The sequence below is a fragment of the Niastella vici genome (assembly GCF_002077945.1).
Taxonomy (GTDB): Bacteria; Bacteroidota; Bacteroidia; order Chitinophagales; family Chitinophagaceae; genus Niastella; species Niastella vici.
Map to the genome: position 1 here is coordinate 125,614 of NZ_LVYD01000046.1, position 20,284 is coordinate 145,897.

Sequence of the window (20,284 nt, forward strand, 5' to 3'; positions counted from 1 at the left end):
CTATAAGCGGTTAATCGGCAGGATAATATTTGCCGGGGTAATATTGATTGCAGTAATTTTATTCCTTAACCCGACCGCAATCATGAGAAAATTATTCAGTATTCCCGCATTACTGCTGGCAGGCCTGTTTGCCTCCGCACAAAAAAAGCCCCTCACTCATGCCGTTTATGACGGCTGGCAAAGTATAAACGAACGCTATATCAGCAATAATGGCAAATGGGTGGTTTATACCATCACCCCCCAGGAAGGGGATGCCACCCTGGTAATTCAGGCTACCGATAATTCTTACAGAAAAGAAATTCCCCGTGGTTATGCTGCTGCCATTACCGAAGACAGCCGGTTTGTGATCTGTAAAGTGCGGCCGCTCTTCAGCGCTACCCGCGATGCAAAGATCAAAAAGAAGAAGCCCGATGACATGCCGAAGGACAGTTTGGCAATTGTTGAAGTGGGAAAGGACGCTGTGTTGCGCATTCCCCGGGTAAAATCATACAAAACACCTGAAAAAGGCAATGGGCAATGGATAGCTTACCTGCGCGAAAAGTCTCCCGCAGCTGCTGTTGCAACGCCCGATTCGCTTGCTCAGGTAAACAACCTGTTGCATATGGCCGATAGCCTGGCGCGTGTAGTTGACAGCTTGCGTAATAAGGTCAATGACGCAAAAATAAATGGCCTCGCCGTATTGAAAGCATCAAAAAAAGAAGGCCGGGCCAAAACGGGAGAACCGGTTGAAGAAGGCACCGAACTCGTGCTCAGGAATTTATTTACCGGGGAAGAAAAGCAATTTTTGCTGGTAAACGATTATTATTTCAGCAAACCCGGAAATACCTGCATTATTGAAACTACCCGTAGTAATGCCGATACGCTGAAAAAAGCGTCGATCATCTGGTATAGCCTGTCAAATGGAAAAACAGATACGGTGCTTCGGGGATTCAATGATGCAAAGAATTTCAAACTCGATGAAACCGGCAATCAACTGGCCTTTATTGCCGAACGCGACAGCAGTACCAAAGCATTGCAAAAGTTTTATAAATTATGGTATTACCGCCCCGGTATGGACAGCGCCCGTTTGCGGGTCGACAGGAATACAACGGGCATGGCAAAGGGTTTAACAGTGAGTGATGCGTTTGTGCCCGAGTTCAGCCGGAACGGACAGAAACTATACTTTGGACTGATGCCCATTCGCAAGCCAAAAGATACCTCCCTGGTTGATTTTGAAACAGCCCGCCTCGATATCTGGCATTATAATGACGATTACCTACAGCCCCAACAGTTGGTGCAGTTGAATACTGAACTGCAAAGAAGCTTCAGGGCCGTACTGAATGGCGATGAAAACAAGGTGATACAACTGGGTGCTGAAGATGCAGAAGCGGTTTTCACGGCCGATGAAGGAAATGCCGATCGGGTGATGGCCGCCTCTACCAAAGGCAATCGTATTGAAAGCCAGTGGGTGGGCTATCCAAAATATAATGTCTATATCATTTCCACCATCGATGGTTCACGCAAAACTGTAAAGGAAAAAATACGGTCACCCATTATGCTATCGCCGAAAGGCAACTATGTGATCTGGTACGATCCCACGCAGAAGAATTATTTCACCTATGCCGTGAACACCGGAGTTACCACCAATATTACTAAAAGCATCAAAGTGCCTTTGTATGAAGAAGACGATGATCACCCTGATGATCCGCCGGCTTATGGCATAATGAAATGGCACGAGAACGATAAATATGTGTATGTATACGACAGGTATGATGTTTGGCAATGCGACCCTGAAGGTAAAACAGCGCCGCGCACACTAACCAGCGGGTATGGCCGCACGCATAAGTTCATTTATCGCTATACTTCTACAGATAAAGAGGAGAAATTTATCAGCGATACCCAAACCGTAGTATTCAGGGTGCAAAATGAGGTGAACAAACAAAACGGATTGGCTTATCATAATATGAAAGATACCGCCTTCCGCGGTTATGATCCTACAGGAAGAACCCAGATAGGCTTGCAGGTAGTAAAGGCAAAGAACAGGTATGCCTATTTATATACCATGGAAAGTTTTAAAGTGCCGCCTATGTTGGTAACCTTACTCGATACCATGGTAGAGGCTACGAACATCGATATTAATGGGAGCAAAAAATTATTTAAGGATTCGCTCTTTATAAGAGAGCTGCATATTACCAATCCCCAGCAAAACGACTACAACTGGTTAACCTGTGAGCTGGTAAAATGGACCATGTTCGATGGTAAACAATCAGAAGGGCTGTTGTACAAACCCGAAGATTTTGATCCTAAGAAAAAATATCCCGTCATCTTTTATTTTTATGAACGATACAGCGACCAGCTGTACACGTACCGCGCGCCGGCGCCAAGCGCCTCTTCTGTGAACATTCCCTGGTTTGTAAGCAATGGGTATTTAATATTTGTTCCCGACATCCACTATAAACAGGGCGAGCCTGGTGAAAGTGCCTACAATGCCATTGTTTCGGCAGCTAAATTCCTGGCAAAAAAGCCCTGGGTCGATTCAACAAAAATGGCCATTCAGGGACAAAGCTGGGGCGGCTACCAGGTGTCCTACCTGGTAACGCGTACCAATATGTTTGCCGCAGCGGAGGCCGGTGCACCCGTTGCCAACATGACCAGCGCTTATGGTGGTATTCGCTGGGGAACAGGGTTGAACCGCCAGTTCCAGTACGAGCGTTCGCAAAGCCGTATCGGGTATACCTTATGGCAGCGGCCCGATCTGTACATCAGGAATTCACCGCTTTTCAGGGCCGATAAAGTAAATACACCACTCATGATCGTGCACAACGATGCCGATGGCTCTGTACCCTGGTACCAGGGCATTGAATACTTTACCGCATTGCGGCGGTTAGGCAAAAAAGTGTGGCTGTTACAGTATAACGGTGAAGATCATAACCTGGTTGAAAGAAGGAACCGGAAAGACCTGAGCATTCGTTTAGGTCAGTATTTCGATCACTTTTTGAAGGGAGCCCCTGCACCCCGCTGGCTGGCCGAAGGGTTGCCGGCTACTTCGAAAGGTATTGATTGGGGAACTGAACTGGAAGAGCAGAAGGGGTTTTAAAAAGATGAAGCCCACGTAAAAGTGCATCTGATGAGGATAAAAGAAAATGGAGATTTCTGATTTATAGATTTCGGGATTTTGAGATTTGGTAGCACGCCGACCCTGATAAAATCCAGAAATCTATAGATCCCCAAATCAGAAATGGATCAAAAGCTATGCTGCCTTAGAAATATATCTCACCAAACTCCGTTTGGCAACCGGTAATAATGTTTCAGAGATCGGGAACGTTAATTCCGTTTCAATAGAATATACCGCCGGGTTGGGCAGGTCTTTTTTATTACGCAACAATTCGGCTTTTATATTCTCATACGTATTCACCATGTTGCGTTCCCATTCATTCACATATTCCGTTCTGATGGCGCGGTATTTTTCATCATGCTTTTCAAAGATGCTCAGCCTGTATTGGTATACCAGCGTATGACGAAAAGAACCTTCGCTTAAAAAGAAATAGCCTTCATGCGTATCGAGCGGTACCAGTCCTACCGGAAAAATATTCAGCTTGTCTTCCACAAATTCATACAACTCGGTACCACTGCTGATGGTTGTTTTCAGTTTGTCGGCCGAAAAGCTGATGATGTCTTCCAGTTCCTGCATCAGTTCATCATCCCCAATGATCTGCTCATATAATAATTCCAGCTTTTCTATTTGCACACCGGTGAGTTTTTTGGGGAATTGTTCCTGCAGAAATTTCTTGTTCTTTTTCAGGGCCTGCAGGTTATTATAATGGAAGATCACATCCGATAACTGCGGGTATAATTTCGATTCATTAAAATACATGTTTACCTGTTGCAGATAGGCGAGAAGCGTATATTTCTTTAACTCGAAATCAATATAGCCTTCGGCAAACCACGTTTCTGAAAGCGTTTTCATTTGATCACGTTTTAAGTTTAGAATTGTAGTAGACCTGTTCTGATGTGGCTCCTCAGGCAAAACAATCAGGGTTGACGCTACTATCAATTTACAAAAAAAAGACCATGCCCGGAAGAGAAGGCTTAATTATTTTACGTTAAACAGTATTTAAAATAGTGCAGGCGCTTGCAGCAGAAATATATATTGTAAACGCCTGTTTTTAACACTTAGTATGTATAAAAAAAAACGACCCCCGGCTGGTATAGCCGGGGGTCGTTCTAATAAATTGAAAACAAATTGCAACTTATAATGTTCTTTCTATCGAAAAATTTTCCAGCTCTTTGGCCACCGCATTCAGGAAGGTAGAACCCAGGGCGCCATCGATGATGCGGTGATCGTATGACAGCGACAGGTACATCATATGGCGGATTGCTATAAAGTCGCCCTGTTCTGTTTCAATAACCACCGGTCTTTTCTTGATGACCCCCGTAGCCAGAATAGCTACCTGCGGCTGATTGATGATGGGCGTACCCATCAGGCTGCCGAAAGTACCCACATTGGTGAGTGTAAAGGTGCCGCCCTGGGTATCATCGGGCCGTAAGCGGTTATTGCGCGCTGCATGCGACAGCGAGTTCACCTGCCGGGTTAACCCAACCAGGTTCAGCTGATCGGCATTACGTATTACCGGTACTATCAGGTTGCCCGTGGGCAGGGCAGTGGCCATGCCTATATTGATATCTTTCTTTACGATCAGTTTATCGCCATCAACGCTGCTGTTAAGCCAGGGATACTTTTTAATGCAACGGATAATGGCTTCTATGAACAAAGGCGTAAAGGTGAGTTTTTCGCCTTCCTGTTTTTCAAATTCCTTTTTAACCTTGTCGCGCCATTGCACCATATTGGTGACATCAGTCTCAGTAAAGCTGGTTACGTGAGCGCTGGTTTGTTTGCTGCGCACCATATGGTCCGAGATCAGCTTGCGCATGCGGTCCATTTCAATGATCTCAACATTGCCGCTATAGGTTTGAATGGGCCGATGCTCGGGTTCTGGCTGTACCTGACGTACCTGTGGCAGAATGGTGGGCGTTGTTTCCTGTACATTGTGAACAGGAGCAACGGGCGTGCTGCTAACTTTGCCCGCTTTTTTATTGGCTACATATTGCAGGATATCTTTTTTGGTAACCCGGCCTTCATTACCGGTACCGGGAATGGCTTCAAGTTCGCTCAGGCTCACTCCTTCGCTGGTGGCAATATTCAGCACCAGGGGCGAATAAAAGCGGCCGCCGCTGGTAGAACCATGTTGGGTATAAGCCTCATTGGTAACAGGCTTATGGTTCATGTCGTGCCCCATGGCTCGGTTTTCTGCTACTTCCACGGCCGGACTGGTAACCACCGGTGTTTGGGTTGTTGCTGGCTCTGCAGCATTGGAACGTATACGGGCGATCACCGTACCTACCGGCACTACATCATTCACATTGAAAAAGGTTTCCTCTATCACACCTTCGGCAATAGAAGGTACTTCACTGTCCACCTTGTCAGTGGCAATTTCAAGTACCGCCTCATCCATCTTCACTGTTTCTCCGGGATGTTTATACCACTTTAAAATAGTGGCTTCCATAATACTTTCACCCATTTTAGGCATCACCAGGTCAACTAAAGCCATATGCAATTGCAGATTTTATTTCCCGACGTTATGCCGGGAAGGTTTATGATTATGCTTTGGTCCTTCGACTCTTCGACTCCCCTCAGTGCAGGCCCGGTCCTGAGCGGAGTCAAAGGACCCAAGCTGCGAACTTATTAATTAATATGCATAAAACCGCATCATTCCCCACATGGAGGAAATCCCCCCTGAGGCGCGAAGATAATGATTTTACTAACAAGTGTTTGCTTATGGGTTCTCTACGATAAATTTCCGCAACAGGTTCAATGCCTGCGTGGCCGTCATTTCAATATTCCGGTCGCGGTCGAACCGGAACTGGAATTTCTGGGTAACCAGCTTATTGCGGTCACCGGCCGCCACCCAAACCATACCCACCGGTTTTTCGGGGGTGCCGCCATCGGGGCCCATAATTCCCGATACGGCCAGGGCGTAATCGGTGTTCATACTGGCCAGGGCGCCCGCCGCCATTTCACTTACCACTTCTTCACTCACTGCGCCATTTTTTTGTAAAGTGGCAGGCGATACCTGCAGGGCCGAGATCTTGATGGCATTATCATAACTTATGATGCTGCCTTTATATATGTTGCTGGCGCCCGGAATGGCTGTAATAAGGTGGGCAATATAGCCACCGGTACAACTTTCTGCAGTGGTCATCGTCTTGTTCCGTGACCGCAACAATTTGTGCAACGCCATGGGCAGGGTAGCGTCTTCATCAATGACCAGCCATTCCCGTACCAGTATTTTCAGTTTGTCGAATTCGGTATTCAGCTCATTTTCCAGATGGGTTTTATTGGTGCTCCACCCGGTAATGCGCAACCGTACCATGCCGTAATTGGGCAAATAGGCCAGCTTTAAATGAGCAGGTAGTTGCTCTTCCCAATCCCTGATCGTTTCTGCAATATACGATTCCCCAATACCGGCCGTAAGCAGGGTGCGGTGACTGATAAAGGGCATCGCGAATGTTTGCTGCAGGCGCGGTATCACTTCATTAGTGATGAGGCCCTTCATTTCATGCGGTACGCCCGGTAATGAAACAAATACTTTTCCTTCTTTTTCAAACCACATGCCCGGCGCAGTGCCGCGGGCATTGGGGAGAACCGTGCAAACATCCGGCACTTCGGCCTGTTTCAGATTGCGTTCAATGATGGGCCGGCGGAAGACCTGTTCAAAAAGATACATCAGGTGTTTGCGCACATCTTCATTCATTACCAGCCTGCCGCCGAAATATTCGCACAGCACCGGTTTGGTAATATCGTCGGCCGTTGGACCCAGTCCGCCGGTTATAATAATAATATTGGTATCGCGGCTTTCTTCGTTCAGGGCGCGGATTATTTCCTCTTTACTGTCACCTACTGCTACCCGTCTTTTTACCCAAACACCGGCCTTGTTCAATTCCTGTGCAATGAAAGCGCTGTTGGTATCAATGACCTGTCCTATCAGCAATTCATCACCAATGGTTATAATGGAGGCGATAATTCTTTCCATAATAGCAAATGTAGGTTAATGTGTTGAATAGGTGATCTGCGCTTTTATGCGTGCAACTTATTTGTAGTTACATCCCTCTTTTCATTAATTTTCCTTTATGAAGAAACTGATCCTTTTCTTTTTTATCATACTGGCACATATTGGTATTGCACAAACCGTAGCGGTGAAACTGGCCAATGCGGTTAAGCAGTTTGAGGATGATGAACAGGTGCGGCATGGCATTATTAGTTTATATGTCACCGATGTACAAACAGGCAAAGTGGTATATGAGCACAATGCACAGATAGGGCTTGCGGCTGCCAGCACGCAGAAAATTTTTACCAGTTGCGCTTCTTTTGAATTGCTGGGAAGCACTTATCGTTATAAGACCGTGCTGGGGTATGATGGCCGTATTGAGAATGGGGTACTGAATGGCAATCTGCATATTAACGGCTACGGAGATCCTACATTGGGCAGCTGGCGCTGGAACGATACAAAGGAAGAAGTGGTGCTCGCAAAAATAGGGGCGGTCCTTCAAAAGAATAATATCACAAAGATCACCGGTAATGTATTGCTGAACGATTCGGCATTTTCTATTCAACCCATTCCCGGCGGTTGGATCTGGGACGATATCGGAAATTATTATGGGGCCGGCTGTTGGGCCATTAACTGGCACGAGAACCAGTATGATCTTTATATTCAACCGGGAAAGCAGGAAGGTGATACCACTACCATTGTAAAAATAACACCCCGGTTAAAGGAATCGGCCCTTTTAAATTTCATCACCACCGGAAAAAAGGGAAGTGGTGATAACGGCTATATTTATCTGGCGCCTTATTCATTTCAGGGGTTTACCCAGGGCACTATACCAATGGGAAATGAACCCTTTGCTATTTCGGGTGCTTTCACCAATGGCCCCTGGCAGTTTGCAGATGCACTGCAACAATTGTTTTCAAAGCAAAAGATAGCCGTAGCAGGGTTTAAAAGTTACACAACCCTCAAGGTTAATAAAAATGAATGGCCTGGCATGCAACAGGAATTAATCACCCTGTTATCGCCACCTATGGATAGTATTAATTACTGGTTCCTGCGAAAAAGTATTAACCTGTATGGTGAGGCATTGGTAAAAACCATCGCCTGGGAAAAGGCCGGCTTTGGTTCCACCGAAAAAGGTGTTGAGCTGGTGCGCAATTTCTGGAGCGAACGCGGTATTGATAAAGGGGCGGTGAACATGATCGATGGCAGCGGGTTATCGCCTCAGAACCGGGTAACTACCAATGCTGAGGTAAAAGTGTTGCAATTTGCCCGAACGCGGCCCTGGTTCAATGCATTCTATAATGCGTTACCCGAATACAATGGGATGAAAATGAAGAGCGGTTCTATTGGCGGGGCCCGCGCCTTTACCGGTTATCATACTGCGAAGGATGGCCGCCAGTATGTGTTTTCGATCATCGTGAATAATTATGAGGGATCGCCGGGTGAGGTGGTGAAAAAGATGTACAGGGTGCTTGACTTGTTGAAATAGGAGTAAGAAGTAGGAGGTAGGAAGTAAGAAGTAAGAAATACGAAATACGAAGTAAGAAGTCTGATGTCTGAAATAGGCCCGAAAATGCGGGGCATTCTGCATCGTTAACCTCTTCTTACCTCTTACTTCCTACTTCTTACTTCAGACTCAAAACGTAAAAAAAGGTTTCAATTTATCATATAGCTGCACTGGCATAGAAGTTTTCTCCATCCCATTGGCAGTAACAAAATACAATACTACCCGGCCTACCGTTAACAGCTTTTTGTTTTCGTTGAATACTTCGTGGTGAAACTCGATCTTGTGATCGGTGGGCAATTCTTTTAACGTGGTTTTGATGGTAAGCAGGTCGTCGTAATGAGCAGTGCGCAGGTAGCGGCAATGCATTTCAACCACCGGCATTATAACGCCCATGGCCTCCATATCTTTATAGGTAAAACCCAAATGCCGTATTGATTCGGCGCGGCCTACTTCAAAATACTGGGCATAATTGCCATAGTATACTACATTCATCTGGTCTGTTTCGGCATAACGAACACGTATCTGGGTCTCTGCGGTGAACATGGTCAATGGTGAATGGTCAATGGTCAAAGGATATCCGGTTCAAATGAACTACTGATATGTATACCTTGCTTGCCAATTGACGATTTAAATGTTAAATAAATTGATATTGTACGAAAGCGAATGGCCAATGAGTTCATTCACCATTGACCATTCACCATTCACGAATTATTTTCCCATTGCTCCATCAATACTGTATTTCCCGGGGCCCATTAATAAAACGCTAAAAAATCCGGCGAGATACAAAACGCCTGTTTCAGCGGGGCCTGTATAACCTTTATTAACGACGAAAACAATTACCGCAAAGTTGATCACCACAGGTATGGCCATGAGACGGGTAAATAATCCCAGTATTAAAAAAACAGTGCAAAATACTTCTGCAAACAGTGCCAGCATCAGCGATGGCATATGGCCAAGGTGCAACGGGTCGGGAAAGCTGCTTTGTTTTTCTGCAAAATGCTTCAGTTTGTCAATTCCATGATTGATCAGGAGCATTGCGCCGAAAGTAACCCGTATTACCAACACGGCGATATTAAAGGCGGTTTCGGAACAGGCTGTGCTCAATAGTCTTTTCATGAGTTCGTTTTTAGGTGACTCAAAAATACGGGAATTGTTTTTTCACATTTAGTATTAAAAAGAATTGTTAATCCTGCCACTTATCCACATCTGTTTGGAACGATGTTTGGTTGAGAATGTATTATTTAGAACCTTTACCAGGTTTTACCTATCACCTTAAGGACACTGGAATGAAACAAACGACAGCCTTCATAACCCTTTTAGGTCTTTTTCATTTTTCCTATGCCCAGCAAACGCGTGTTATTACTGATCCCCAGGCAACATTCAAGCAAGCAAAAGAATTTTATCAGCGGGATCAGTACAGTCTGGCATATCCATTATTAAAAGACCTGCAATTACAGCAAAATAATGCTGACCGTAGCAACCAGGCCATCAATTATCAGGAAGTAAAATATTATACCATCGTTTGTGCCCTGAAGCAAAATGAGGAAGGCGCCGTGTTGAAGGCACGGAAATTTATTGAAGTGGAAGACAATTCGGCCCGGGTGCAAATGATGAGTTTTCACCTGGCGGAATATTTTTTCCGTAAAGATGATCTGGCCCAGGCAGCATCTTTATACGAAACCACCAAAATTGGCAACCTCAGCAATCGCGAAGTGGCCGACCTCAAATTTCATCTCGGTTATGTATACTTTACTTTAAAGCAATTCGACAAGGCCAAACCGATGTTCGATGCCATTCGGCAAATGAAGGACGATCCCAATTATGCCGATGCCAACTATTACTACGGTTTCATTTGTTTTTACGAAAAGCGATACAAAGAAGCGCTCGATGCCTTTACGGTGGTGGAAGACCATCCCAATTATGGCAAAGTGGTGCCCTTTTATATAGCCGGTATCTATTATTCACTGGGCCAGAAGGATAAGGCGCTCGAATATGCCGAAGCAAAATTGAAAAGAGGCAACCTGTATTACGATGTGGCCATGCGCCAGATGGTAGGGCATGCCTACTTTGAAAAAAAGCAATTCAGCAAAGCCCTGCCTTACCTCGAGACCTACGTGAGCAAGGCCGATAGTGTAAAGCGCGAGGATATTTACGAACTCTCCTATTGCTATTATGATTCTAAAAACTGGAATAAGGCCATTGAAGGGTTTAAACAAATAGGTGGTAAAGAAGATTCGCTGGCGCAGAACGCCATGTACCTGCTGGGCGATGCCTATTTACGCACCGGGCAAAAAGCCAATGCACGCAACGCCTTCCTGATGTGCGCCCGCAATAGCAGCAACCAGCAGCAGCAGGAAGTTTCGCAATTCAATTATGCAAAATTGTCTTACGAGCTCGGTTACCAGGATGTGGCCCTGAGCGAGCTGCAGGAATTTTTGAACAAGTATCCGCAATCTGAATATAATAACGAAGCCAAGGAATTGCTGGTGAACATGCTGGCCAGCACCAATAACTATAAAGATGCGCTGGCCCTTATTGAAAGTGTAAAGAACCCTTCTTCCAATGCCCGGAAATTATATCCCGTGGTATTGTATGGCCGGGCTACCGAATTAATAAACGACGGCATGCTGGTAAGCGCCAATGACCTGCTTACCAAAGCAGAATCTGACGCCAATAATACGTCAGTACTGCCAATGATCCAGTTCTGGAAAGGAGAGATCAGCTACCGCCTCAACAAACTCGATGAAGCCATCAGGTATTACTTTGAATACCTGAAACGTCCCATCTCTTATATAGAAATAAACCCCTCCAACGCGTATTATAACCTGGGCTATTGCTTTTTGAAAAGAGAGAACTATAACCAGGCATTGGGATTTTTTGAGAAAGTGGTCACCAACCCAAAGATAGATGCCAATCCGTTGGAGCAGGATGCTTACGTACGCAGCGCCGATTGTTATTACATGAACCGCGATTTCAAGAAAGCGTTGGCGATGTATGATAAAGTTATCAGTTATTCCTGGGCTGCGGGTGATTATGCGACCTTTCAAAAGGCCATGATCAACGGTGTTAGCAACGAAAAAGAAAAGATCAACCTGCTCGCCAGCATCGGGCGCCGCTATCCGCAATCCAATTTGTCGGCCGATGCCAATATGGAAATCGCCATGACCTATATTGCGGGTGAGCAGTTCCGCGAAGCCCTTCCTTATTTAAAGAATGTGATCAGCGATCCGGTTTCATCACTTAAACCGAAGGCCTATCTTAAAATGGGTATCGCCAATTACAATCTGAACAATGATAACGAAGCGCTGAAACAATACACTACCGTATTGCAGCAATTCCCTAATTCGCCCGAAGCAGATGCTGCACTCGAAAATGCGCGCATTATTTATGTAGAGCAGGGTAAAACCAGTGAGTACGTTGCCTTTGCCCGTTCAATGGGTAAGGAAATTACCACCAACCAGGAAGATGAGCTCATGTATCAGCAGGCCGAAGTGCAATTTAATAATGGGAATTTCCCTGCAGCGGCTAAGAAATTTGAGGAATATCTTTCCCGTTTTGCCGATGGCAAATTCGTGCTCGAAGCATTGTATTATAAAAGTGAAATATATTATAACCAGAAAGACTGGGCGAAAGCAGCCGAAGGCTATGAAAAGCTGAGCGATCTGGTGCCGAATAAATTTGGGGAGAAAGCATTGCTGAATGCCGCCCGGTTGAACTTCTTTGAACTGAAGAATTATGAGAAATCGGAAAAGTATTTCACCAAACTGAAAGATTTTGCCTCTTCGCAGGAAAACAAGCTGGAAGCCATGCGTGGACTGTTACGCAGCCAGTTCCAGTTACAAAAATGGACCGATGCGGTTACCAATGCCAAAGACCTGTTGAGCCAGAAAGGCATTGGTTCCGACGACAAGGTGATAGCGAATATGGCCATTGCCAAATCATTCCAGACTTCTAACCAATGCGATCAGGCCATTAGTTATTACCGCCAGGTGGTTTCATTGAATAAATCGGCCTATGGCGCTGAAGCCCGGTATGAAATTGCCCATTGTTTTTTTGTACAGGACCGGATGAATGATGCAGAAAAAGCAGCTTTTGAAGTGGTGAACAAATCCGGTTCATACGAAACCTGGGTCACCAAAGCCTATTTGTTGCTGGGTGATGTTTACCTGAAAGAAAAGGATTATTTCAATGCCAAGGCCACCTTCCAGAGCATAGTTGATAATGCCAAACTGGAAGACCTGCGTCAGGAAGCAGACCGCAAGCTTAAACAAACCCAGGAAGAGGAGCGGAAGAATAGTAAGGTAGGAGGGTAACCCCCGGCCCCCTAAAGGAGGAGTTTGTAAAGTGACGAGTTTCAGGTTTGAAGTTTTGAGTTTGCCGATTCACCATTGACCATTCACGATTTTCACCACGAACAAGTTTTCAGATGAATAAATCAAGCATAGCCTTTTTTCTTTTCAGTGGTAGCTTCTTGTGCGCTGCGACTCACGTACAGGCACAGGAACCCAATAAAGGAAAGACCATTGATGTAACCTCTCAGTTTAAACCGGTATTACGCGAAGCATCGAAAATTAATTTCAATGCTACCGAGCCGGCCGTAGATACTACCAAACCCAGGCTCAATTATAATATACCTGCCCAGAATCTGTTTTTCACTTATCAGCCGGCCGGTGTGCACCCGGTGGCCCTGAAAGTAGATTCGCTCAATGCCTGGCAATACAGCAATTATATAAAGGCCGGTATAGGTAATATTCATCAGCCATTTGTAAAAGCCGGCTTCAGCTTTGGCGATGGCCAGCGAACTTTCTTCAATCTTTTCGCCAATCATTATACCTCAAAAGGAGACCTCGAATTTCAAAAGAACTCCCAAACAAGTGTTGGGGCAGCGGCTACTTACAAAACCACTAAAAACCTGGAATGGAATGGTAGTTTAGGTTTCCGCAGCGATGATTATTATTTATACGGGTTCCGGCCTGATTCCATGAAGTTCAATAAAGACGATCTGAAGCAACGCTTCCAAACCATTGAGGGAAAGATCGATTTCCGGAATCTTAGTCCAACAGAGTTTGGACTCAATTACCATCCCAGCATTAAGGTAAGCGGCTTTTCAGATAACCATACTTCAATAGGCAAGGGCAGTGAAACGAATACAGTAGTGAACCTGCCGTTGGAAAAGACCTTTGGCGAAAAGTTCTCGTTTGACCTTGGCGCTACCGCCGACCTTACCAACTACAAATTTGGCGACAAAAGCAATAAAACTTCCATCCAAAATAATTTATACCAGGTGGCTACGGCAGTGGAGGTGAAGACCAGTAACCTGTACCTGCATGCAGGAATTTTGCCTACCTGGGACCAGAAGAAGTTCCATATGCTGCCCAACATTATGGCCGACATTACCACCAGCGATAAGAAGTTTACCCTGCAATTGGGTTGGGTAGGGTCATATCAAAAAGGTTCCTATCAGCGGTTTGCATCCATCAATCCCTGGCTGGCTCAACCCGATTCGCTCCTGAATACCCGGGTAATTGATCTGTATGGTGGCATAAAGGGCTCAATTGGCGACCATTTCACCTATTCTACCAAACTGGGTATAGTCACCTATCATAATACGCCATTGTTCGTGAACGATTATCAAAACGACTCAACCGGCAAAACATTCGCTATACGCTATGAACCCAAAATGAATAACCTGCAATTGCACAGTGAGATCGGGTATACCGTTGGCGAAACGTTCAGCGCCACGGCCGGTGTAACCCTGAATAATTATTATAAACAGGAACAGGAAAAAGATCCTTACGGGCTGATTCCCGTTGAGCTCAATGCCGCCATCCACTGGCAGCTGATAAAAGACCTGTTCCTTTATGGTGAGTTGTATACCTGGACCAAACCGCATTACCTCGACAAAAAAGGGGAAAGCCATAAAGGCGATAATGCCTTTGACCTGAATGCAGGGGCCGAATTCCGGATCACCAAAAACTTCAACCTTTGGGTGCAGACCAATAATTTAACAAATAACAGATATGAGCGCTGGCACCAGTACCAGGTATTTGGGTTCAGCATTCTGGGAGGTATAACTTATTCCTTTAATACGAAGTAGGGCAGAACGTCTATCGCGAAATCTTTAAATATTACAGGTGAGCCTCTTAACAGGCTCACCTTTTATTTTTCTCGCTATTAGTGAGGAATTTCGAAATTAGGGGTTTATCACTCCCCCTTTATGGGGCTGGGGGGTGTTGGGGATAAAGGTTTTAACGTTTTTCTGTTCCCTTTACCGGAATTTTTTTGTTCTTTGCAGCTGTAAACCACGGAATATTATGAACAATGTGCTGGTAAGTTATCTGCTTCAACATAAGAGCATCAGTATCCCGGGGCTGGGGTCAATGTACATTGAGCGCATTCCCGCGCAAACAGATTTTGTGAACCGTCGTATTCTGCCCCCTGATTATCATTTCCGTTTTGATAAATATTTCGACGCTCCCGATAAAGATTTTTTCACCTATCTGGCCAAACAACAGAACATTGCCGATTATGAAGCCATAAAATGGTACAACGAATGGGCCTATGAATTGCGTAGTAAACTGCGCGAAGGACAGGAAGTTGAATGGGATGGCATTGGCACGCTGAAAAAAGACATCTCAGGCGAGATCATTTTTGAATCTGCCGGCCGAATTCCCAGCATGCAGGAGCCAACACCCGCCAATCGCGTCATACATTCGCACTCGCAGCATACCATGCTGGTGGGCGACCAGGAAGTGACCCGCAAGATCTCGAATACCGATACTTCAGCAAATGTATCAGACAATAATGTTATATCTGGTGATGAGCAGCCTGATTATCCGCCCTATCCGGAAGAACCGCCAAAGAAAAAAGGCTGGTGGATCTTTGCACTGGTGCTTGCCGCCCTTGCACTGACGGTGATCTTTTTGCGGTTGTACAGAGATGGGCTTATTACATCTGCAGCAGGAAATCAACAACAAATACAGGCCGCGCCGGCGCCCTGATATTTTTCTTTTAAACAAAGGGATTCTTTCTTTTCTTTGCGGGTCATAAATACCTGATGTCATCACCTATACATTATAGCACCTGCCCCGCTTGCGATTCGTCAGACATACACCGTGTATTGGCAGCAAAGGACCATACCGTTTCACAAAAAACCTTTGAGATCTGGGAGTGCGCCCGTTGTTCCATGCGATTTACCCAGGACGTACCCCAACAGGATGATATAGCCGGCTATTACCAATCGGAAAATTATATTTCTCATAGTAATACCAGCAAAGGACTGGTGAACAGGTTATACCATCGTGTGCGTGAACGTAGTTTGAAAAATAAAAGGAAATTAATACAGTCGTATGCCAACACAGAAGGCATGCCCCGCCTGCTCGATGTAGGGTGTGGCATTGGTTCGTTTATGGACCATATGCGGCAACATGGCTGGCTGGTAGAAGGAGTTGAACCCAGTGACCCCGCCCGGGAAATGGCCGCCAAACAATATGGCTTATTTGTATATCCCCCCAATAAATTTTTTGATAATTCGCTCGGCGATTTTGATATTATAACCATGTGGCATGTGCTGGAACATGTGCACCTGCTGAACGAATACATGGACAGGCTCACCCAATTGTTGCGCCCGCAGGGTACCTTATTCATTGCCGTGCCAAATTATACCAGCTACGACGCCGGCAAATACAGGGAGAACTGGGCTGCGTATGATGTTCCCCGCCATCTGTATCACTTTTCACCCGAATCAATGCGTTTATTGATCGATAGACATAGCTTGAAATTACAAGCTGTAAAACCTATGTGGTTCGACAGTTTTTATGTGAGCATGTTAAGCGAGAAATATAAAACCGGTAAAGAAAGCGTATTGAAGGGAGGCATTATGGGCTCCCTTTCAAACCTGAATACGCTGTTCCATAAAGAAGAATGCAGTTCATTGATCTATGTGATCGGTAAGTAATTATTGCACCTTAACCTCGTATATAAATGGCCATCTTTTACCCGTTACCAGCATTTGGCCGGTGGCAGGGTTGTAGGCAATGCCATTCAGTACATCGGCGCCGGGACGCAGTGCAGCAGCTTCCTTTTGCAGGTTTTCCAGGTCAATACGGCCAACAACCTTACCCGTGGCGGGGTCAATCTTCAGGATATACGGTGTTTCCCACTGATTGGCATAAATATACCCGTTGATGAATTCCAGCTCGTTGATATTGGCAACCGGGCCGTTGTTATCGGTTACCCGCAGAATGTTCAGCAGTTTGAGCGAGTCGGGCGCCAGGTAATACAGGTTGCTTGAACCATCGCTCATTATAAGGTGGGTTGAATCGTGCGTAAGACCCCAGCCTTCTTTCGCCGGTATTTTGAATTCCTTTATTTTTTTAAAAGTGGCAGCATCATATACGAAACCAACCTGGCTTGTCCAGGTGAGGTGGTACAGCTTATCATTAAAAAAGGTGATGCCTTCCCCGAAATACTTTGATTTATCCAGCTGAACTTTCGGGGTCACTTTGCCCGTTTTCAGGTCGCTGATACCCAGTTCAGAAGGGTAGGGGCTTTCATCGGCATTACCGCCCGAGCTTTCAAAAAGCTGTCCTTTATAGAATTCAAGGCCTTCGGTGAAATAAGAGGTATCGTGGGGGTATTTATTTACAACGGCATATTGTATAGTTGGCGGAGCTGCATTCCCGCTATTGCCGGTATCGCCAGGGCTGGTGGTGCTGGCATCATTATCATTACAGGCAGCCAATATGGTCAAAAGAACGGTAGCCGCAAAAAGTATCTTCTTCATAATATCGTAATATGGAGTAAGCTATCAAAAATACGATCGGAAAGATAAGTAAAGCTAAAAGAATAATTAATTTTTGGATTTATTGGGGGCGGGGTGAGGGATTTTTACGGGTAACTCCCTGTGACAATCCAGACCTCCCGGAATTTTGTTTTAATAGAAACTTTCATTTGCTTTACATTCATTATCACCTGATCACCGGTTCTGTGAAATTATTTACACGTTTATTGGCTAAAATAACACGGTTATTGCCAAATCTACACGACTATTAGAATTATTGGCCGGGTAATAATAAAGTAATTAGTTTTGATTTTGTAGAACCGACTTATTGCGCTGATTAGGATTATTAACACCAACCAAACAGACCTTTATGAGTAAACCCTATTACTATCTGTTTTATCTGCGACTGATTGAACTTCTTCTTAAACCGGAGATCTCTTTCCGGAAATAACATCTCAACTGTCCCATATTGTAAGTATTCCGCTTTGATTCTCAAACGCGAACTATGAATTCTATGTCTATACGGCATGTATTGGCTATTGCATGCTTATTATTAATGTCAAATATTATAGTGGTAACTGCTTATTCGCAGGAGAAAATACCAATGAAATCCGATTCCCTGAAATCGAAGGTAAAAGGTGGGATTAAACGCGAACTGGCAGGTATGAAAGGGAATGTGCGTTTGCCTGAAACGGATACCTTATTGCCATTGAAAGAATGGAAGAATATGAAAGGGGAGTTTAACGGTCTGTTAAATGAACCGAAAGTCATTCAGCAACAGCTGCTTTCAAAAGTGGCCCTTTTCGATGATGCAAAGTTTGTGAAACCGGGAAAGGTGAATGCATCTGTTGAATATACCTTTTTACAGGATACTTCAGGTATGGAGTTGGGTTCTTTAAAAAGTTTGGGAAGTGTTTACAGTTATGATCTTAGTACGGGGTTAGCGTTATTTGAGCTGCCGGTTAATTTTTCATTCAGGGGAATGAACGGTGTTTACACTTCCGATTACACTTCTTTTAATAAGTTGTTGAAGTTCAACTTTGATCATAAGAAGTATATGCAAACGATCCAAAGCAAAGTTGCGGATAAATTGGACCCCGATGCGCTCACTGCCCTCACCATGAACAGGATCAATGCAATAAAAAGCAATTATGAGAAATCGTTACGATCAGAGATCGAAACATTACAAAATGAATATGCACAAAAATACAAGTCAACTGTAAAACTGCCCGATGGGGTTACAGATCTGTCGAAAAACGATCTTTCGGTATTAAAGAGCCGTTTAATGACAGAAGCCAATCCAACTATCGGCGCCATGGCCGATTCTGCCATGGTTGGGAATGAGGCGTATGAAAAAAAGCGGGAGGTGCTTGAAAAGATCTACCAGAAAATAGCAGCAGGAAAAGAAAAGTTTGAAAATAATAAGTTGATAAAACAGTTGAAAGCAAACCTGCCGTTCACCCGCGACAGTTATAAAACGTTCTTAAAACAACCGGCCAACCTCGAAAAGGTTGTTGACGAACATATGGAACTGAGCACTGTTCAGCGGTTGTTTATGAATATGACAAAGTTGGATATGGGGCAGAATGCGTTAAAAGAGGGCGATTTTTCACTGCAAAATGTGATCAACACAGGCGTTAATACCGAATTTAAAAACAAGAAGGCAAGTGTGGGAGTTATTTATGGTAGAAATAATAACCTCAATAACTGGTTGCAATCTGGTTTAACAAGCGGTGTCGCCAATGAGTATTCAAGCATGGCCGGGTTTAAACTGGGATCGGGGACAGGGAGCGCCGTACAACAATATATTGCGGTGAACTTCTTTGACTTCAAAGATTTTTCACAATTAGGAGCAGGCGATAACCCGCTTCAATCGAAATATATGGCGGTTCCCCAGCGGCGCGACGCAACTATTTCATTTCATTCCGATTTTGAAGTGGCGCCAAAACACAAAGTAATACTGGATGTTTCCAGGTCTTTTGGTTCATATACCAATAACATGTCGGCCGATAGCCAGGTTTATAAAGCAAATCCCTATAATAATTTAGTTGGCGATGCCGGTAAAGCGAATTATGCCGCAATGGTCGACTATAAAGGGGAGATATTGAATAGTGATGTAAGCGTTTTTGTAAAAAAGGTAGGACTGGGGTATAATAATCCCGGTAACATATTGCTGCGGGCCGGTGAAACAAAACTGGGATTTGGTGTTTCGAGAAAAGTGAATAAGCAACTGACGGTACGTTATAATATTGATTACAGCAAGCGCGATTTTGATCCGGCCAAAATATATACAAACAAAGCCCTTAACAACAAGCTTCAGTTAAGTTACCGCATAAACCGCAACAACCGGGTGGCGCTGACCTGGCAACATACTGGCTATAGATCAAAATTGTTTGTTGACGGCGCGAGCCGGGGAAGCAATTCCCGCCTCCAGGCTGATGGTTCCTATAGTGTACGCGCATGGGGAAAGAAGATCACGAATAATGTGACCATCAGCCACCAGCAAATGAATGTGCCCATGTTGTTAGGTGAGAACTATAAAAGCTCTTCGATGCTGTTGATGCATGCATCATCCATCGCAATAAATAAGAATCCCCTGATGTTAACCTTGTTGCTGAACCGCTCTAATAATAAAGACTACCTGTTTAACACCTCGATGTTCAGTTCGGAGGTAAGTTATATTTATCCCGTAACCGCTACCGTCCGGTTGGGAAATAGTGTGGGCTATTACGATAATACAGGCTGGAACAAACAATTGGGAGTTAAACAACAGGTAAGTGCCATATTAATACAGAAACTGAATATAGACATTGACTTTACCTATAAAAAAGCAGTAGCAACCATAAGACCTGAACTGGCAAACCAACTTTTTGTATCGGCCGGAATGCACCTTAACTTTTAAATGAAGCG

At 44.7% G+C, this 20,284-nt stretch carries 13 protein-coding genes; 7 read left to right on the top strand and 6 right to left on the bottom strand.

Annotated features, from left to right (window positions below):
- Positions 1-82 precede the first annotated feature (82 nt).
- Complete coding sequence (locus tag A3860_RS17070; RefSeq protein ID WP_081147944.1) at positions 83-3,076, top strand: alpha/beta hydrolase family protein; 2,994 nt, start codon at positions 83-85, stop codon at positions 3,074-3,076.
- 153 nt (positions 3,077-3,229) lie between these two features.
- Here the strand turns inward: A3860_RS17070 and A3860_RS17075 are convergent, their stop codons facing one another.
- The 3 genes from A3860_RS17075 to A3860_RS17085 form a co-directional block, all read right to left on the bottom strand.
- On the bottom strand, positions 3,230-3,946 hold the full coding sequence (locus tag A3860_RS17075) for a hypothetical protein (protein ID WP_081147945.1): 717 nt from the start codon (positions 3,944-3,946) through the stop codon (positions 3,230-3,232).
- Positions 3,947-4,229: 283 nt separating this feature from the next.
- Positions 4,230-5,588, bottom strand: coding sequence for a dihydrolipoamide acetyltransferase family protein (locus A3860_RS17080; protein ID WP_081147946.1), 1,359 nt, complete (start codon positions 5,586-5,588; stop codon positions 4,230-4,232).
- 225 nt (positions 5,589-5,813) lie between these two features.
- Positions 5,814-7,070, bottom strand: a complete 1,257-nt coding sequence (locus A3860_RS17085; RefSeq protein ID WP_081147947.1) for a CinA family nicotinamide mononucleotide deamidase-related protein — start codon at positions 7,068-7,070, stop codon at positions 5,814-5,816.
- A 97-nt stretch (positions 7,071-7,167) separates the two neighbouring features.
- Between A3860_RS17085 and dacB the strand changes: the two genes are divergently transcribed.
- On the top strand, positions 7,168-8,574 hold the full coding sequence (gene dacB, locus A3860_RS17090) for a D-alanyl-D-alanine carboxypeptidase/D-alanyl-D-alanine endopeptidase (protein ID WP_081147948.1): 1,407 nt from the start codon (positions 7,168-7,170) through the stop codon (positions 8,572-8,574).
- Positions 8,575-8,721: 147 nt separating this feature from the next.
- On the opposite strand, the gene A3860_RS17095 is transcribed toward dacB, so the two are convergent.
- Entirely contained in the window at positions 8,722-9,162 is a 441-nt protein-coding gene (locus A3860_RS17095; protein WP_245843557.1) for an acyl-CoA thioesterase, read from the bottom strand.
- A gap of 138 nt (positions 9,163-9,300) precedes the next feature.
- Positions 9,301-9,708, bottom strand: coding sequence for a DoxX family protein (locus A3860_RS17100; RefSeq protein ID WP_081147949.1), 408 nt, complete (start codon positions 9,706-9,708; stop codon positions 9,301-9,303).
- A gap of 170 nt (positions 9,709-9,878) precedes the next feature.
- Between A3860_RS17100 and A3860_RS17105 the strand changes: the two genes are divergently transcribed.
- The 4 genes from A3860_RS17105 to A3860_RS17120 all read left to right on the top strand — a co-directional run bounded on the left by A3860_RS17105 (position 9,879) and on the right by A3860_RS17120 (position 16,549).
- A complete protein-coding gene (locus A3860_RS17105) occupies positions 9,879-12,905 on the top strand; it encodes a tetratricopeptide repeat protein (protein WP_081148063.1) in 3,027 nt (1,008 codons plus the stop codon).
- A gap of 113 nt (positions 12,906-13,018) precedes the next feature.
- Complete coding sequence (locus A3860_RS17110; RefSeq protein WP_081147950.1) at positions 13,019-14,689, top strand: TonB-dependent receptor; 1,671 nt, start codon at positions 13,019-13,021, stop codon at positions 14,687-14,689.
- A 217-nt stretch (positions 14,690-14,906) separates the two neighbouring features.
- Entirely contained in the window at positions 14,907-15,593 is a 687-nt protein-coding gene (locus A3860_RS17115; RefSeq protein ID WP_081147951.1) for a hypothetical protein, read from the top strand.
- Positions 15,594-15,649: 56 nt separating this feature from the next.
- Positions 15,650-16,549: a class I SAM-dependent methyltransferase gene (locus A3860_RS17120; protein ID WP_081147952.1), complete on the top strand. Its 900-nt coding sequence runs from the start codon at positions 15,650-15,652 to the stop codon at positions 16,547-16,549.
- Here the strand turns inward: A3860_RS17120 and A3860_RS17125 are convergent, their stop codons facing one another.
- Positions 16,550-17,377 (bottom strand): glutaminyl-peptide cyclotransferase, encoded by an 828-nt coding sequence (locus tag A3860_RS17125; RefSeq protein WP_081147953.1) that lies wholly within the window; start codon positions 17,375-17,377, stop codon positions 16,550-16,552.
- A 502-nt stretch (positions 17,378-17,879) separates the two neighbouring features.
- Between A3860_RS17125 and A3860_RS17135 the strand changes: the two genes are divergently transcribed.
- Positions 17,880-20,276 carry an ATP synthase subunit B family protein gene (locus tag A3860_RS17135; protein ID WP_143774148.1) on the top strand — a complete coding sequence of 799 codons (2,397 nt, stop codon included), beginning with the start codon at positions 17,880-17,882 and terminating at the stop codon, positions 20,274-20,276.
- Positions 20,277-20,284 lie beyond the last annotated feature (8 nt).

Coding starts and splice junctions, on each gene's coding strand:
- A3860_RS17115 (WP_081147951.1), top strand. CDS start 14,907: ATGAACAATGTGCTGGTAAGTTATCTGCTTCAACATAAGAGCATCAGT.
- A3860_RS17110 (WP_081147950.1), top strand. CDS start 13,019: ATGAATAAATCAAGCATAGCCTTTTTTCTTTTCAGTGGTAGCTTCTTG.
- dacB (WP_081147948.1), top strand. CDS start 7,168: ATGAAGAAACTGATCCTTTTCTTTTTTATCATACTGGCACATATTGGT.
- A3860_RS17100 (WP_081147949.1), bottom strand. CDS start 9,708: ATGAAAAGACTATTGAGCACAGCCTGTTCCGAAACCGCCTTTAATATC.
- A3860_RS17075 (WP_081147945.1), bottom strand. CDS start 3,946: ATGAAAACGCTTTCAGAAACGTGGTTTGCCGAAGGCTATATTGATTTC.
- A3860_RS17080 (WP_081147946.1), bottom strand. CDS start 5,588: ATGGCTTTAGTTGACCTGGTGATGCCTAAAATGGGTGAAAGTATTATG.
- A3860_RS17070 (WP_081147944.1), top strand. CDS start 83: ATGAGAAAATTATTCAGTATTCCCGCATTACTGCTGGCAGGCCTGTTT.
- A3860_RS17135 (WP_143774148.1), top strand. CDS start 17,880: ATGAATTCTATGTCTATACGGCATGTATTGGCTATTGCATGCTTATTA.
- A3860_RS17085 (WP_081147947.1), bottom strand. CDS start 7,070: ATGGAAAGAATTATCGCCTCCATTATAACCATTGGTGATGAATTGCTG.
- A3860_RS17105 (WP_081148063.1), top strand. CDS start 9,879: ATGAAACAAACGACAGCCTTCATAACCCTTTTAGGTCTTTTTCATTTT.
- A3860_RS17125 (WP_081147953.1), bottom strand. CDS start 17,377: ATGAAGAAGATACTTTTTGCGGCTACCGTTCTTTTGACCATATTGGCT.
- A3860_RS17120 (WP_081147952.1), top strand. CDS start 15,650: ATGTCATCACCTATACATTATAGCACCTGCCCCGCTTGCGATTCGTCA.